Origin of the sequence: Mesorhizobium ciceri biovar biserrulae, from assembly GCF_001618845.1 — a bacterium.
Taxonomy (GTDB): Bacteria; Pseudomonadota; Alphaproteobacteria; order Rhizobiales; family Rhizobiaceae; genus Mesorhizobium; species Mesorhizobium ciceri.
On record NZ_CP015064.1, the window covers coordinates 956151 to 972166 of the forward strand.

Genomic DNA, 16016 nt, shown 5'->3' on the forward strand with positions numbered 1-16016 from the left:
TGACTAAGCGACGCAAGGCTGATGCCCCGCTGAATCGTTAACCCGTCCTTCAGGGGGTTTGCATAAATCTGCGCTCCGGAAGAAGACCAGAAAGCAAGCTGACTGATCTATGGCCCTGAACAAAGAAGACGCGCTGGATGCCAGAATTCTTCAGGATCAGCTCGCTGATTTGAGGGCCGGTCTCTTCGTGTCAATGCCGATAAGCACTATCCTATCAGGCTTGATTTTGATGGTGCAGGCCCTTTCTGGCGAGGGCTTTGCGGCCGCAGTCTGGTTCTTGATTGTCAATGCTATAAATGTCGCGCGCCTTGCACTAGCCCATTATCAGCTAAATGAGACGGGTCATCAGGACGATTTGAAATGGATTTCGCAGAGGCTTCGCTGGTTTGCGATTCTTGCTCTTGTGGCAGGATTTGCCTGGTCCTTTCCTGCCGTCCTCACGGCCGGATACACAACACCCCAAGCGGCGCTGCATCTGATCATTCTGGCGGGGATTTCAGCAGGTGCGATAACATACGGCAGTTCGTATTCTGCGGCAGCGATCAACTTCATCACACCGCCACTCCTTATCACTGCAGGATGGCTGCTGACGAAAGGCAACTTGGAAGACTACATTCTGGCCTTTGCGGTTCTACTCTTCGAGGGCGGCTTGGTTCGAAGCTCGTTTGTAGGGCAAGCGCGCTTCCGCGAGGCGAGCCGCCTGAGACATGAGGCCGAGCGGCTTGCGGCCGAAATGGAGCGCAATTCCAGGGAGGACCACTTGACGGGGCTGCTCAACAGACGGGGCCTCGAACACGCAATCGGTCAGTACGAAAACACAGACGGCCCCTTCGTGGCAATGCTGATTGACTTAGACGGTTTCAAGTCTGTCAACGATACCTACGGTCACAGGACGGGTGATGAACTGCTCGTCATGATCGCCCGCCGGATAGAGCAAGAAGCGCCCGCAGGCTCAACGCTCGCCCGTATTGGCGGCGATGAATTTGTGCTTTTTTTCCCCTCGCTCAGAAATTCTCCTTCTCCCAGTATTCTCGCATCCAACATCATAGCCAAACTTGCTCGCCCCTATCCTGGGGTCGCGTCCGTCCGGATCGGAGCATCTTTAGGAATATACTTGGCCGAAAGGCCGGGGCTGACAGAAATGTTGTTGCGGGCGGATATCGCCCTTTACACAGCTAAGCGTCGTGGCAGGAACGAATTTTGCCTGTTCGCTGCCGAACTCGACAGGGAGCTGCATCGCCGCCAGTCCATTGAACGCGACCTTCATGCGGCGATAAAGACGAGAAGCCTCAGTTCTTGGTTCCAGCCCATCGTAAGACTCGATACCGAGGCCCTGGTTGGTTTCGAAGCCTTGCTGAGGTGGACCCACCCGATTCATAGCGCCATCTCTCCGCCCGAAATCATCATAGCCGCGCGCGAAACCGGAATGCTTCAGCTGCTGACCCATACGGTATTCGCGGACTGTTGTGCTCTTATCGACGGCTTGTTGAAAGCTGACCGCCGTGATGTACGTGTGGCAATGAATGTTTCACCGCGCGAACTGGAGGCCGGCGATATCGACGATATGATTCTGAATGGTTTGGCCGCAAAAGACCTGCCACCAACGATGTTCGAAATTGAGATCACCGAAGAATCCCCTGTGGACCCGGACAGAGTGGATGAGAAGCTCGGACGGCTTTCACATGCCGGCATCTCCATCGCGCTCGATGACTTCGGCACCGGCTTTTCCACATTGGCATCGCTCAAGGACAGCCGGATACGCAAGGTGAAAATTGACCAGGGCTTCGTTCGCGGTCTGGCAAGGTCCCGAGACGACCGGCTGCTTGTCAAAACGGTGATCGATCTTGGTAGGACGCTTGGGATCGAGGTCATGGCCGAGGGCGTGGAGACAGAGGCAGACCGACAAATTCTGCACAAGCTTGGATGCAGAACCGCTCAGGGCTTCCTATTCTCCAAGGCGGTAACTCTGACCCAAGCGCTTGAATTTGCAGTAAAAGAGCACGCGAAAGACTTGTGACCGGTACCAGCTATTGCTGATTTCATCAAGGAGAGCGCCAAAGGACGAGATGGGTGCTGGAGCGGACATGAGGTGCGTTATCAAGCGCCATTACGACGATGTAGTTGTGGTTCCGAGAAGTTGGTCAAAGGGCGGCATCGCTGCCGCCCTTTCCGTATCTGGAGGCTGATAGAGGCTGGATTAGAAATCCATGCCGCCCATACCGCCCATGCCGCCGCCGCCCATGCCACCAGGCATGCCGCCGCCGCCAGCCGACTCCTTCTTCGGAGCCTCCGCGATCATGGCTTCGGTGGTGACCAGCAGGCCGGCGACCGAGGCCGCGTCCTGAAGAGCGGTGCGAACGACCTTGACCGGATCGACGATGCCCATGGCGATCATGTCGCCATATTCGCCAGTCTGGGCGTTGTAGCCGAAGGTCGCGCCTTTGTTCTCGAGGATCTTGCCGGCAACGATCGATGCTTCCGCACCGGCGTTGGCCGCGATCTGGCGGGCCGGAGCCTGCAGCGCACGACGAACGATGTTGATGCCAGCGGCCTGGTCGGAGTTGACGCCGACCGCGTTGATGCTCAGCGAAGCGCGCAGCAGTGCGACGCCGCCGCCGGGAACGATGCCTTCTTCGACGGCCGCGCGGGTCGCGTTGAGGGCGTCATCGACGCGGTCCTTCTTTTCCTTGACTTCGACTTCCGTCGCACCGCCGACGCGGATCACCGCAACGCCGCCGGCGAGCTTCGCCAGACGTTCCTGCAGCTTCTCCTTGTCGTAGTCCGAAGTGGTCTCCTCGATCTGCTGCTTGATCTGGGCGACGCGGCCCTGGATCTCGTCCTTCTTGCCGGCGCCGTCGACGATGGTGGTGTTCTCCTTGGAGATCGACACCTTCTTGGCGCGGCCGAGCATGTTGAGGCCGACGTTCTCGAGCTTGATGCCGAGGTCTTCCGAGATGACCTGGCCACCGGTGAGGATGGCGATGTCTTCCAGCATGGCCTTGCGGCGATCACCGAAGCCCGGCGCCTTGACGGCAGCGATCTTCAGGCCGCCACGCAGCTTGTTGACGACCAGAGTGGCCAGAGCCTCGCCTTCGACGTCTTCCGAGATGATGAGCAGCGGCTTCGAGGTCTGCACGACGGCTTCGAGGACCGGCAGCATGGCCTGGAGGTTGGACAGCTTCTTCTCGTGCAGGAGGATGTAGACGTCCTCGAGCTCGGCAACCATCTTGTCGGCGTTGGTGACGAAGTAGGGCGAGAGATAGCCGCGGTCGAACTGCATGCCTTCGACGACTTCGAGTTCGGTCTCGGCGGTCTTGGCTTCTTCAACCGTGATGACGCCCTCGTTGCCGACCTTCTGCATCGCTTCGGCGATCATCGAGCCGACCGAAGCATCGCCGTTGCCGGCGATCGTGCCGACCTGGGCAACCTCTTCCGAGGTCTTGATCTTCTTGGCGTTCTTGATCAGCGTCGCAACGACGTCGGTTACCGCGAGGTCGATGCCGCGCTTCAGGTCCATCGGGTTCATGCCGGCGGCAACGGCCTTGTGGCCTTCCTGGACGATCGACTGCGCCAGAACGGTCGCGGTCGTGGTGCCGTCGCCGGCAATGTCGTTGGTCTTCGAAGCAACTTCGCGGACCATCTGCGCGCCCATGTTCTCGAACTTGTCTTCAAGCTCGATTTCCTTGGCGACGGTGACGCCGTCCTTGGTGATGCGCGGGGCGCCGAACGACTTGTCGATGACGACGTTGCGGCCCTTGGGGCCGAGCGTGACCTTCACCGCGTCGGCGAGGATGTTGACGCCGCGCAGCATGCGCTCGCGGGCATCACGGGAGAATTTTACGTCTTTGGCAGCCATTTTTAGCTCCTGGCAGGGGCTTCGATCGAGCCCGGGAATTCAGTTGACGGAAAGGCCTGATATCAGCCGATGATGCCCATGATGTCGGATTCCTTCATGATCAGAAGGTCTTCGCCATTGAGCTTGACTTCGGTGCCCGACCACTTGCCGAACAGGATGCGGTCGCCGGCCTTGACGTCCAGCGGGACCAGCTTGCCAGCTTCGTCACGAGCGCCGGAGCCGACAGCGATGATCTCGCCTTCCTGCGGCTTTTCCTTTGCCGTGTCGGGGATGATGATCCCGCCAGCGGTCTTGGATTCGGATTCGACCCGGCGAACGACCACGCGGTCATGAAGCGGGCGGAACTTCGATTTTGCCATTTTTTCTTCCTCGATGAGAACGGTGAGAACACCATCCGGCGGCGCCGGACACGTACAAAGCCCGGCTGTCCGGACCTGCAGTTAGCACTCAGCAAAGGCGAGTGCTAACGTGGCGGTGAGATAAACCGTGGCGTGGCGCTAGTCAAGACGACAGGGTGGGCGATCGCGACATTAAGGGCGATGCAACCCTGAAGAGTCCAGCGAATCGATGATGTTCGGAGCTCGACCCACAGGATGAATCCACCCTGCGGATGGTTAACTTTTGTGCCATCGCGACCGCAAGCGCGGTTCGTCGCGCCGTAGAGAGCAAGGCGGGCGCTGAGCATCTAGTCGCCCCGAGACGTGCCGAGCTTTTGCGTTGGAGGGCCATGCGGGATTTATGACGAGGGCTTGCCCGTTCATCGGGATCTATTTCTATCCAAAGGGTGGATGCGTCTTATCGAAACAAACGATTTTATCAATCTTTCGGAATCTCGCATTGAGAGCACCTCACACGCGCCGATCGCCCGAACCCTTGTCGTGTGACGTCGCGACGTGACGGCAAAGGCCTGGCGCCGCGCCCACGTCAAAAGGCATTATTATGGAAAAAAAACAGAATGGCTGATCAACTCGCAACGGAAATCATTGCCACGATCAAGAACCGCCTCGAATCGGAAAGCGGCGAGAGCGTGTCCATTGTCGGCGAAATAACGACTGCCACGGAACTGACCTCGCTCGGAGTCGATTCACTGGGTTTGGCGGATCTCCTCTGGGATGTGGAGCAGGCCTACGACATCAAGATCGACATGAACTCGGCCGACGCCTGGTCGAATCTCAACAATGTCGGCGACATGGTGGAAGCCGTTCGCGGTTTGCTCGCGAAGGAGGTCTGATTGGATAGGCGAGTCGTCATTACTGGGATGGGCGGGCTTTGCGGCCTGGGCAACAACGCTGCCTCTATCTGGAAAGAGATGCGTGAAGGCCGCTCCGCCATCCGCCCGATGGTAACTTCCGAGCTTCAGGAGATGAAGGGTACTGTCGGTACCGAGATAAAGGAGCTGCCGGAGCACGACATCGGCCGCAACCAGCTCGTCTCCATGGATCGCCTCAGCTTGCTCGCTGTGCTTGCAGCGCGCGAAGCGATGCAACACGCCGGACTTTCCTGCGAGGAGGGAAATCCGTATCGCTTCGGTGCGACAGTAGGCGTCTGCGGTTGGGGCTGGGGAACGGTCGAAGAAACCTACCGCGCCCTCTATTTGGACGGCGCGAAGCGTACTGGCCTCTACGCTGCACCAAAGGGATTGCCGAGCGCCGCTGCCAGTCAGGTCAGCATGAGCCTCGGCCTGCGCGGCCCGGTCTTTGCCATCGCGTCTGCATGCGCATCAGCCAACCATGCGATCGCTTCGGCGGCGGATCAGATCAGGCTCGGTCGAGCCGACGTGATGCTTGCTGGGGGCGCCGAAGCGCCACTCGTATGCGTTCAGCTGAAGGCATGGGAGGCAATGCGCGCCCTCGCTCCGGACACTTGCCGGCCCTTCTCCGCCGACAGAAAGGGAGTGGTGATAGGTGAGGGTGCGGGCATGGCCGTGCTGGAAAGCTATGAGCATGCCGCGGCGCGCGGTGCCACAATGCTTGCCGAGATTGCAGGCATCGGCCTTTCCGGCGATGCCTTTCACATCGTCGCGCCGTCCATCGAGGGGCCGGAGGCCGCGATGCGCGCTTGCCTTGCCGACGCCGGGCTGAATGCCGAGGACGTCGATTACCTCAACGCCCACGGCACCGGCACCAAGGCCAACGACCGAACCGAGACGGCGGCCATCAAGCGCGTCTTTGGAGACTATGCCTATTCGATGTCTGTCTCGTCCACCAAGTCCATGCACGCGCATTGCCTCGGCGCGGCGAGCGCACTTGAAATGATCGCCTGCGTGATGGCGATCCAGGAGGGCATCGTGCCGCCGACCGCCAATTATCGCGAGCCAGACCCCGATTGCGATCTCGACGTCACGCCCAATATGGCGCGCGAACGCAAGGTGCGCGTGGCACTGAGCAACGCCTTCGCCATGGGCGGCATGAACGCAGTTCTGGCGTTCAAGCAGGTGTAAAAGCCATGAGAGATGCAAATAACTCTCTCTCATATCCAATCCTTGCCGGATCACGGTTGTGAAGGACGTCCCTTGGACCGCCCAGCGCAAAGTGGCGGGGGAAGCTCGACGAACCGGACCTCGTTATTGCAAAATTCTCAACTGTTGAAGCGGCGGACCTACCGCTACCCGGAAGGTCAAGCGAGGTCCTTCGGTTCGGCTCGGGTCTGTCCAAAGCTTTACCCTAATGTCAGGCACGCAGTGCCGCCAGTGGCCGCTTCCATGCGAAGCCGGTCCTTAGAAAGGGAAATCGATAAATGTTCGATCTGACCGGCCGCAAGGCGCTCGTCACCGGAGCAAGCGGTGGAATAGGCGAGGCCGTAGCGCGGGCGCTGCACTCGCAGGGCGCAACCGTCGGCCTGCACGGCACGCGTGTCGAAAAGCTCGAGGCGTTGGCTGCCGAACTTGGCGGGCGCACAAAACTGTTTCCGGCGAACCTCTCGAACCGCGACGAGGTCAAGGCGCTGGGTGCAAAGGCGGAAGCCGATCTCGAAGGCGTCGACATACTGGTCAACAATGCCGGCGTCACCAAGGACGGGCTTTTTATCCGCATGTCGGACGACGACTGGGACTCGGTCCTCGAGATCAACCTGACCGCCATGTTCCGGCTCACACGCGAACTGACCCATTCGATGATGCGCCGCCGCAACGGCCGCATCATCAACATCACCTCCGTGTCCGGCGTAACCGGCAATCCCGGCCAGGCGAACTATTGCGCCTCAAAGGCTGGCATGATCGGCGTGTCGAAATCTCTGGCGCAGGAGATCGCAACACGCGGCGTGACGGTGAACTGCGTGGCGCCGGGCTTTATCGAATCGGCCATGACCGACAAGCTGAATGACAAGCAGAAAGAGGGGATCATGGCCGCCATTCCGGCCAGGCGCATGGGCACCGGCATGGAAGTCGCTTCGGCCGTGGTCTACCTGGCCTCGAACGAGGCCGCCTACATCACCGGCCAGACCCTTCATGTGAACGGCGGTATGGCAATGATTTAGCGTGAAAGTTCAGTGCGCCCCGATCACGTATCAACAGTGGAGGACGGTTCCCACCCGGATAGCAGTCGGGTGGTCTGGCCGAGCGGTCGGACAACTGGCCGGGTCGGCGGAGATTTAGGACAAGCTCTTTGAAACGCATGTCCTTCCTTGCGCTGGACTGCATTCATCGAACAGACGACTTTGCCATTGCCCACAGAACATCGCCTAGCAAAGATGTCCAAGATATAATCCAAAGGTAATTATCGATGTTTCTAGCGGTTCCGACCAGTATTCTTCCAGTGTACGCCTTCCGGTGTAATCGGAACGCAGCGGAGACACATGTTCGTTGTGGCTAGTTCGTCGGTGACCTGCGCAAGCTACATCGAGCCCGCTCGATGCGACAAGCGTCCCTCGGCTAGGCACTTCACAACAAAACACCAACAAAGATGAGGTCTTTCCATGTGCTCTGACGTGCGGTGGAGGTTGTGCTGGGAAAGTGACTTGCAACAGGCCGACCATGTCGAACTCTCCGAGTTTTTCCGAACGACCTACGGACCGACTGGGGCCTTCAACTCAGAGCCATTCGAAGGCGGCCGTAGCTGGGCCGGCGCGAGGCCGGAACTCCGTGCAATCAGCTACGACGCGCACGGCGTAGCGGCTCATATCGGCATACTACGCCGCTTCATCAAGGTTGACGAGGCCGAGCTCCTGGTGGCTGACCTGGGGTTGTACGGGGTACGCGCGGACCTTGAGGGACAAGGGATCGGTCATTCAATGCGCGTTTTATATCCAATATTGAGGCAGCTTGGAGTTCCATTCGCTTTCGGTACCGTTCGGCACGCGATGCGGAACCATATGGAGAGGTTCTGCAGAGACGGCCTGGCGGCGCTTCTGTCGGGCGTTCGCGTGAGGTCCACTCTCGCAGATGTGTATCTCGACCTGCCGCCCACGCGAGTGGAGGACGTGCTCGTCGTGGTTGTGCCGATTGGACGCTCGATCAGCGAGTGGCCATCCGGCACCATGATCGTTCGGAACGGTCCGGAGCTATGAACATCTTGAAGTGACGCGTGATGGCGCTGGGGCATCTAGGCAACGGGCCTTTGTAGAGCTGCTCGGACTGAATATGCTTTCCGCGTTCGCGTTGCTATGGATAATTAAGGCCGACGCACATCCAAAAACCTGCGCGTCTAAATCGATCCGAGCGCGAGGTTCCGCGCAGGGACGATCCGGCACTTCCAGTCTGACCTTGAGGCGACGAAATGAGGGGCAGCGATGGTGGTGGCGAACCTAATGACGTGCGCGTCAAGCTTGCGGTGAGGGAGGATCTTTCATATCATCAAGGACGTCAACTGACAGCTCTTCCGTTCAAGACACAGTCTCCCGCCGAGAGTTTCGCCGATGGCCAACGAGCTAGGCTCGGCCTTGCTGCCAAGCCACCGATCGACGAACGCTGATATATGACCGATCGAGCGTTCGAGCGCTGGTGAGCGCTTGGCGCGGGCAGGAAACACTTGCCGAAGGCCAATTCAATGCGCCGAGCGGGGCTAGCTTGGAGGCGTCCATATGGTAGGCGGCAAGGTCGTCGGCGTCGTTGCTGTCTCGCAACCGCATATCCGGAACTGCGGTTTTGCATGTTTAACCCATGTCTCAGGTTACTGCTGCTACTTGCGCAGTTCGGCTGCCAAATTTTGCAAGGTTGGTTGGCGCCGCTGCCTATACGAAGTCGGTGGCCTGCTTGTTCGACACGGCCGCAAAGATCATGGCAAGCCAGATCGTCAAACCCAGCAGGGCCGATGGAGAACAGCTGAGGGAAGTGTTTCACAGATTGGGAGTTAGGCGATCTCATCGCTCGAAGCGCGATCGACGCCGGATTTGCTGTCGACGGCGCCACGACAGGTTAAGAGTCTTTTTGCGGCACACTGTGGTGCCAGGCAATTTGCGTTTCGCCCTGGCCAATGTCGTTGCGCTCCTGTTTGCAACAGTCCTTTCAAAGAAATTCATGGAATCTTCGCGACCGCAAATCGCTGTCAATGGTACGCTCACCACGATTTTCAGGTTCACTGGCGGCAGGCATCTTGTGAGTGAAGCAGGACCGCCTGTGTGAGGGCCGCTGGAAAGCCATGCGGGAACGGTGACCGCGCCCTCCGGCGCGCGCTCCGACATCATGCTGACGGCTGTGTAATCGACACGGGCGGTTACCGGAAAGGCGACAAAAAATGCATGACGACATCGTTATCGTTGGAGGAGCCATCGTCGGCTCTGCGATCGCCTATTATCTGCGCGAGGAAGGGTTTTCCGGCTCAATCGCGCTGATCGAGCGCGATCCGCAATTCGCGCATGCGGCGACGACACTGTCCCTGGCCTCGATCCGCCAGCAATTCTCGATCCCGGAAAACATCCGTCTGTCGCAGTTCACGTTGAAACTGTTCCGGCGGTTGAAGGAAGAGTTCGGGGATGACGCCGATATCGGCTTTCGCGAGGGCGGCTACCTCATCCTTGCCGGCGAGGACGGCCTGCCGATCCTGAGGAGCAATCACCAGGCGCAGATCGCGGAGGGCGCCGACATCTTGCTGGAGGATGCCGACCAGCTTTCGCGCCGGTTCCCGTGGCTGTCGGCCGAGGGCATTTCAGCCGGCGCCTATGGCCGCACCGGCGAAGGCTGGTTCGACGCGCATGCGATGCTGATGCTGTTCCGCAAGGCGTTGCGGGCGAAGAAAATCGATTTCATCACCGCCGATGTCACGGGTATCGAGCGGCAGGGCGACCGTGTCAGCGGCGTCGGCCTCGACAATGGCGAGGTGCTGGAGGCTGGCATCGTCGTCAACGCCGCCGGCCCGAACGCCGGCAAGGTTGCGGCTCTTGCAGGGCTGGCGCTGCCGGTAGAGCCGCGCAAGCGCAACGTCTTCGTCTTCGAGGCGCGCGAGAAATATACCGACATGCCTCTGCTGGTCGATCCCTCCGGCATCTATGTGCGCCCGGAAGGTTCGGTCTACCTCGCCGGTGGCGCCGAGCCGGAAGAGCGCGACGGCCCGGCCGCCCCGGGGGATTTCGAGGTAAACTGGCAACTGTTCGAAGAGGTGATCTGGCCGGTGCTGGCGACCCGCATTCCCGCCTTCGAGGCAATCAAGCCGACCCGCGCCTGGGCCGGCCACTACGACTACAACACGCTCGACCAGAACGCGGTGATTGGTCCGCATCCCGAAGTCGGCAATTTCATCTTAGCCAACGGATTCTCCGGCCACGGCCTGCAACAGGCGCCGGGGGTGGGCAAGGCACTGGCGGAACTCATCGTCCATGGCGGCTATCGCACGGTGGACTGTTCGGCGTTTGGGTATGAGAGGTTGGCGGAGGGGCGGGCGTTTCGGGAATTGAATGTGATCTAACAACAACGGCGGCGCGACTGTCTCCTTTGGTGTCGGCGAGACAGCGCCACGAAGGATAGCGACAGGCGGTGCCGCGGTACAACGGCCTTCATGTTTAGCTTGCCCTGGTCCTGCGGACCTTCGCTATATCAATGGGGAAGAGGGCGATCGGAACGGCCTTGAACCTCTTCTTCGCTGGCCTGTCGACGTCGGCGTCTGGCAATTGCCCGATGCTTGCGCTGGAGACATCGGCGCAGTGAAGAGCGCGTCAGATGAGGTATCGTCGGCTGCAAGCGTGTTGCGGCGGAAGGCCACAAGAACGGTTCTCTTCCTCGGCAGACAAGACCGTCGATCTCGGCTCCCTGGGGCTGGTGGGCAGATCGGCTGTCGAACCCCGCCTCTCCACTTCTCGGCCCATCGGCGCATCCATTTAGTCGGATGACAATGATGAGCCATCAAACCTCGGATCAAACACCAGACAAGCCGATTATGCTGCGGCCAGCCACTTGGCAATGCTCGCCGCCGGCCTGCCGCCGGGCGCCAGGCCAACTGGTGAACGGTCCGGCGAGATCTCTTCGCGACAACCCCTGTCCATAACCGCTCGGCAAATATCCGCTTTCAGCAGAGCCGTGCAGTACAGACGAAGTGTCTTGCGACAGTCGAAACTCAATCCACTTGCCCGCACACGAAGGAGATCATCGGGATCGTCGTTGCAGGCGCGCTAAATGGCCGGCTGACGCTGGGTTAGCAGTCCGCCGAGCACAACGAGAGGGTTCAGGTCAACGCCCGTGGAGCTCATGTCACGCCCCATCCATGGCGTGGATGCCTTTCATCGAAACAGACGATTTTACCGATGTTACGGCACGTTGCATAGAATGAATTCAAGGATGTAACCCTTAGGGAAAGTGGTTGATGTTTGCGTTGGCTCCGAAGAGCATTTTCTGGTCTGCGCCGAAGACCAGTCCTGGCGCGCGTCCATCGCGGCCACGCACTTCCGCGATGGACGCAAGCTACATCGCATTGGCGCAGCACGACAAGCTTCCCTCAATTGCGCAGGCGCTTGCCTCAAAGGGAGCAGCAACGCTGAGGTTTGTGGTGTGTTGGAAAGAGGCAATTTAGATGCTTGTGGATGGCTCGAGGATGGATCGGTTCGTTGTTTCTCGACGGCGCGAGGGTCTCGGTGATTGCCTGTGGTCTCTAGCGTCGGCTTGGGACTACGCGCGTCGGACGGGACGAGCTTTAGCAATAGATTGGCGCGGCTCTTGTTACCTTGACAACCCGTCTGTGAATGCCTTTCCGGCTTTCTTCAAGCCAATTGAGGAGATCGGTGGTGTACGGGTCATCTGCGATGACCAGATCAACCACGTCTCATTCCCCGGTCCCTTCTTCCCGTCGTGGTGGAACAAGCCATCCATAGACTGCGTGTACCGTCCGGATGAACAGATTTTTCAAGAACGTGATGAGCTTAACGATCTTTTCCAGGCCCAACATGATTGTGAAGCCAACACGGTGGTGTGTGATGCTTGCTTGATGTGGCGTTGCGATGAGCAAGCCGAGCGAACGATATTTCGGAGCATTAGACCAAGGGCCGAGATTGAGGATCGGATTGAAGCGCTCTACCAGGAACATTTCGACGGGCACAGCATAATTGGAGTCCATGTCCGCCATGGCAACGGCGAAGATATTATGGATCACGCACCCTACTGGGCTGATCCAAAGGTTGCCTTAGAGCAGGTGTGCACTGCCATTCGTATGGCCAAAGCGCAACCGCATCCAAGGCCTGTAAAAGTGTTCTTGTGTACAGACAGCGCGCAGGTTGTTGATCGCTTGTCGGGCATGTTTCCCGAACTCTTCACCGTCCCAAAACACTTCCAAGCGGATCATGCCGGCCCCTTACATAGTGCGGCACTGGGCGGTTCCGACGGGGGCTTTTCCGCTCTCGTTGAGATGTATCTCCTCGGTAGATGCGACACTGTAATTCGATTTCCTCCGACCAGCGCCTTCTCCCGCTATGCCCGCCTCTTTGTGCCGCGAATCATCGAATTCGATTTGAATGACCCGCCTCGTTTGATCTTGATTGATAATTCTTTCGAACGTTCCCCAGCTCCATGAAAGGGTTGGCCGCCCGCTAGAACTCTCCCCAGCGCAGAGCCCCCGTTCGCCTGCCCAATGCGCCCCTTTTCGTCACGCAATGCCGCCGCAGGCGAGCATTTTTTTGGGCGCGTCAAAATCAAAGGATAACAAGCTTGTCAAAGAGAAAAGTCGCTTTAATCACCGGGGTCACGGGGCAAGACGGTTCCTACCTCGCGGAATTCCTATTAGAAAAAGGCTATTCTGTGCATGGGATAAAGAGACGATCGTCTCTTTTTAATACAGGCCGTATCGACCATCTCTATCATGATCCTCATGAAAGTGACGTTGGTCTTACACTTCACCACGGGGACTTGACAGATTCGTCCAGCCTTACGCGCGTCATCCAACTGGTTCAACCGGATGAAATTTACAATTTGGCAGCTCAGAGCCACGTTGCAGTCTCCTTTGAAGAACCAGAATACACCGCGAACTCCGATGCCATGGGTGCGCTGCGTATCCTCGAGGCAATTCGGATCCTGGGGCTCGTCGAGCATACGCGATACTACCAAGCCTCGACGTCTGAGCTCTACGGGCTGGTGCGGGAAACACCACAGACCGAGACGACACCGTTTCATCCCCGTTCACCCTATGCTGTTGCCAAATTGTATGCTCACTGGATTACCATAAATTATCGAGAAGCTTACAATATGTATGCATGCAACGGCATTCTATTCAATCATGAATCACCCGCGCGTGGAGAAACGTTCGTAACGCGGAAAATAACGCGCGCCATGGCTCGAATTAAGCTTGGATTACAGCGGACTTTAGTATTGGGAAACCTTAATGCGCGTCGCGATTGGGGGCACGCCCGAGACTATGTTCAGATGCAGTGGCTGATGCTGCAGCAGGAGCAAGCTGAAGATTTTGTGATCGCTAGCGGTGAGCAACATTCGGTGCGCGAGTTTGTCACCGTCGCGGCCGCTGAACTCGGCATTGATGTTCGTTGGGTTGGAGAAGGGGTCGACGAAGAGGGATACGATGCAAAGACGGGAGCTTTGATTGTAAAAGTAGATAGCCGTTATTTTCGTCCTGCAGAAGTCGAGACGCTCCTCGGCGATGCCCGCAAGGCCAAAGAAAAACTTGGGTGGGAGCCCAAGATCTCCTTCATTGAATTGGTTAGGGAGATGGTTCGGGAAGATCTGCGCATGGCAGAGCGTGACGCAGTGATGATGAAGCAAAGTCATTACTCTCACAGTCCACGAGAGTTATGCTGACCACGGCGGCGCCATGCTGGCTTGTTGCCAAGTACTATGGTGGCCTTCTTAAGGAGCGCTCAGAGCGCTATCAATGGAAAAACAAAAGATGAAGAAAGTCTACGTGGCAGGTCATCGCGGCCTTGTTGGATCCGCCACCATGAGAGCCCTCGAGGCGCTAGGATCCTATGAGATAATAACACGTACTCGCGAAGAAGTAGATCTATTTGACCGTAGCGAGACGCGAAAGTTCTTCATGTCGCGGCGGCCTGATTACGTGGTAATGTGCGCGGCAACGGTGGGTGGTATACTCGCGAACGATCGCTCCCCTGTCGATTTTCTTCATGACAATCTCGCGATCCAGGTCAGTGTTTTTGATGCCGCTTACGCCTCCGGCGTCGATCGGATGATTTTTCTTGGCTCCTCCTGTATTTACCCACGCGACTGTCCGCAGCCGATACGGGAGGAATACCTTCTCACCGGTCCGCTTGAAGCGACGAATCGTCCCTTCGCTTTGGCAAAAATCGCAGGAGTCGAATCATGTTGGTCTTTCAACCGGCAATACAAGGCGCGCTATCTCGCCTTGATGCCGACCAGCTTATATGGTCCCGGCGATAATTATCACCCGGAAAAATGCCACGTTCTGCCTGCTCTGATACGCCGTTTTCATCACGCTAAAATAAACGGCGAGTCCTCGGTGGGGGTCTGGGGTTCCGGAAACCCTCGGCGAGAGTTTATGTATTCGTCGGATATGGGCGATGCCATTGCGTTCCTGCTTGGCCTGCCAGATTCGGAATTTGACGCCTTGACAGCCCCCGATACTGCGCCCCTGATTAATGTTGGCGTTGGCGAGGATGTCACAATTCGCGAGGTGGCGGAACTCGTCAAGGCGGCGGTCTGCTGGGAAGGAAATCTGGTATTCGATACGACGAAGCCAGACGGTACTCCGCGCAAGTTACTGGACGTAACGCGCTTGCATAAGCTTGGCTGGAAAGCCAAAACCTCTCTTGGTACCGGGTTGCAAGCGACATATCAGGATTTTCTTCGCCTTCATGGGACTTGAGGTGGATGCGCAAGCTTGCTCAGATTGGCCAAACAGAAGGGAGGGACGCATACATGCCCAGGCGGCCGCACTATTGGCTCGTGCTAACGTTGCAGGCCGGACCTCTCCGCAGCCGGTGATGCAGGGGATCACCCAAGAAGGTTGGTCAAGCCAACTGGAAGGGCCGTATACGGGCCGCACCTGGAACCGCTGTGCGTGAGCGCGGTTAACTCAAGCCGCTAATTAGAACGGCTCAACCTCTCGGGAGCCGCTGCCTAGAATTTGGCCTCGCCAAGGACGCCAACTAGACCCTCATCATGCCTGGGGCAGGCAAGGCGGTGCAAACGGAAATGGCGGACGTCGATGGCCAACTCGCGCATCCGCAGGCGGTCGCGTCGCCATCCAAAGATCGCGCCTTTTCGCGGTCTGGCAACCTTCCTAGCGGATTCAATCGGCGTGTTTATGCCGACTCACTCGCCTCCAACGTATAGCGACGCCCCATGCTGCAGCGGGACTCGTTGATGGCGAAGCGGGTTACCCTACACCAGTCGCTCGTCTGCAGTGCGCCAAGCTGTCTCGGAGCGCGATCGTCCTGAGCACTCAGACGGCAGTGACAGGTTACCGCGTCCATCAATGAAGGGTGCCTGCTGGCCCACTTCCGATAGCCGATTTCCGCTTCCTGCTGGACGAATTGACGAGGATGACTCTGGAGACACTGCGCCTAAGTGTCAAGCTGACGCTAAATAGGTGGACATATAAGAGCGCCGGTTGCAAAATACCTGGATCCGGTTGATGGTAACAAGTGCTTAGAATGTCCGGCTTCTTCATGCGGCTCGATCTTCAGCGCCGCGAGCCGCAACGGTTTCCGTCCGCTTCCCCTTCAACGGCCCCAGACGTCGGCCGAAGCCTTTCCCGTCCACACATCAGGTTCGGAAGCGACGGGTGACCGTTTCCCACCTCTTCCATTTGTGCCGAAA

At 58.2% G+C, this 16016-nt stretch carries 11 protein-coding genes and 1 pseudogene; 9 read left to right on the plus strand and 3 right to left on the minus strand.

Going from position 1 to position 16016, the window contains the following annotated elements:
* The first annotated feature begins 109 nt into the window (after positions 1-109).
* A complete protein-coding gene (locus A4R29_RS04355) occupies positions 110-2017 on the plus strand; it encodes a putative bifunctional diguanylate cyclase/phosphodiesterase (protein WP_063171275.1) in 1908 nt (635 codons plus the stop codon).
* A 180-nt stretch (positions 2018-2197) separates the two neighbouring features.
* On the opposite strand, the gene groL is transcribed toward A4R29_RS04355, so the two are convergent.
* Together groL and groES are read right to left on the minus strand one after the other, a co-directional pair.
* Positions 2198-3856 carry a chaperonin GroEL gene (gene groL / locus A4R29_RS04360; protein WP_063171276.1) on the minus strand — a complete coding sequence of 553 codons (1659 nt, stop codon included), beginning with the start codon at positions 3854-3856 and terminating at the stop codon, positions 2198-2200.
* Positions 3857-3918: 62 nt separating this feature from the next.
* Entirely contained in the window at positions 3919-4215 is a 297-nt protein-coding gene (groES, locus tag A4R29_RS04365; protein WP_006203049.1) for a co-chaperone GroES, read from the minus strand.
* A gap of 596 nt (positions 4216-4811) precedes the next feature.
* Here groES and A4R29_RS04370 point away from each other — a divergent pair.
* The 5 genes from A4R29_RS04370 to A4R29_RS04390 all read left to right on the plus strand — a co-directional run bounded on the left by A4R29_RS04370 (position 4812) and on the right by A4R29_RS04390 (position 10692).
* Positions 4812-5087: an acyl carrier protein gene (locus tag A4R29_RS04370; protein WP_063171277.1), complete on the plus strand. Its 276-nt coding sequence runs from the start codon at positions 4812-4814 to the stop codon at positions 5085-5087.
* Complete coding sequence (locus A4R29_RS04375; protein WP_063171278.1) at positions 5088-6296, plus strand: beta-ketoacyl-[acyl-carrier-protein] synthase family protein; 1209 nt, start codon at positions 5088-5090, stop codon at positions 6294-6296.
* A 296-nt stretch (positions 6297-6592) separates the two neighbouring features.
* A complete protein-coding gene (fabG, locus tag A4R29_RS04380; RefSeq protein WP_027162822.1) occupies positions 6593-7330 on the plus strand; it encodes a 3-oxoacyl-[acyl-carrier-protein] reductase in 738 nt (245 codons plus the stop codon).
* Between the two features lie 438 nt (positions 7331-7768).
* Positions 7769-8359 carry a NodA family N-acyltransferase gene (locus A4R29_RS04385; RefSeq protein ID WP_063171279.1) on the plus strand — a complete coding sequence of 197 codons (591 nt, stop codon included), beginning with the start codon at positions 7769-7771 and terminating at the stop codon, positions 8357-8359.
* A 1166-nt stretch (positions 8360-9525) separates the two neighbouring features.
* Complete coding sequence (locus A4R29_RS04390; protein WP_063171280.1) at positions 9526-10692, plus strand: NAD(P)/FAD-dependent oxidoreductase; 1167 nt, start codon at positions 9526-9528, stop codon at positions 10690-10692.
* Between the two features lie 115 nt (positions 10693-10807).
* Here the strand turns inward: A4R29_RS04390 and A4R29_RS34865 are convergent.
* Positions 10808-11071: pseudogene (locus tag A4R29_RS34865) on the minus strand (IS481 family transposase); the annotation flags it as partial.
* Positions 11072-11790: 719 nt separating this feature from the next.
* On the opposite strand from A4R29_RS34865, the gene A4R29_RS04395 reads away from it, so the two are divergent.
* The 3 genes from A4R29_RS04395 to A4R29_RS04405 all read left to right on the plus strand — a co-directional run bounded on the left by A4R29_RS04395 (position 11791) and on the right by A4R29_RS04405 (position 15060).
* Positions 11791-12783, plus strand: coding sequence for a nodulation protein NodZ (locus A4R29_RS04395; RefSeq protein ID WP_063171281.1), 993 nt, complete (start codon positions 11791-11793; stop codon positions 12781-12783).
* A gap of 134 nt (positions 12784-12917) precedes the next feature.
* On the plus strand, positions 12918-14018 hold the full coding sequence (gmd, locus tag A4R29_RS04400) for a GDP-mannose 4,6-dehydratase (protein WP_063171282.1): 1101 nt from the start codon (positions 12918-12920) through the stop codon (positions 14016-14018).
* Between the two features lie 73 nt (positions 14019-14091).
* A complete protein-coding gene (locus A4R29_RS04405; protein WP_027162816.1) occupies positions 14092-15060 on the plus strand; it encodes a GDP-L-fucose synthase family protein in 969 nt (322 codons plus the stop codon).
* Positions 15061-16016 lie beyond the last annotated feature (956 nt).

Excerpts from the sequence above, each read along its gene's own strand:
- A4R29_RS04355 (WP_063171275.1), top strand. The coding sequence starts at position 110 with ATGGCCCTGAACAAAGAAGACGCGCTGGATGCCAGAATTCTTCAGGAT.
- groL (WP_063171276.1), bottom strand. The coding sequence starts at position 3,856 with ATGGCTGCCAAAGACGTAAAATTCTCCCGTGATGCCCGCGAGCGCATG.
- groES (WP_006203049.1), bottom strand. The coding sequence starts at position 4,215 with ATGGCAAAATCGAAGTTCCGCCCGCTTCATGACCGCGTGGTCGTTCGC.
- A4R29_RS04370 (WP_063171277.1), top strand. The coding sequence starts at position 4,812 with ATGGCTGATCAACTCGCAACGGAAATCATTGCCACGATCAAGAACCGC.
- fabG (WP_027162822.1), top strand. The coding sequence starts at position 6,593 with ATGTTCGATCTGACCGGCCGCAAGGCGCTCGTCACCGGAGCAAGCGGT.
- A4R29_RS04385 (WP_063171279.1), top strand. The coding sequence starts at position 7,769 with ATGTGCTCTGACGTGCGGTGGAGGTTGTGCTGGGAAAGTGACTTGCAA.
- A4R29_RS04390 (WP_063171280.1), top strand. The coding sequence starts at position 9,526 with ATGCATGACGACATCGTTATCGTTGGAGGAGCCATCGTCGGCTCTGCG.
- A4R29_RS04395 (WP_063171281.1), top strand. The coding sequence starts at position 11,791 with ATGCTTGTGGATGGCTCGAGGATGGATCGGTTCGTTGTTTCTCGACGG.
- A4R29_RS04405 (WP_027162816.1), top strand. The coding sequence starts at position 14,092 with ATGGAAAAACAAAAGATGAAGAAAGTCTACGTGGCAGGTCATCGCGGC.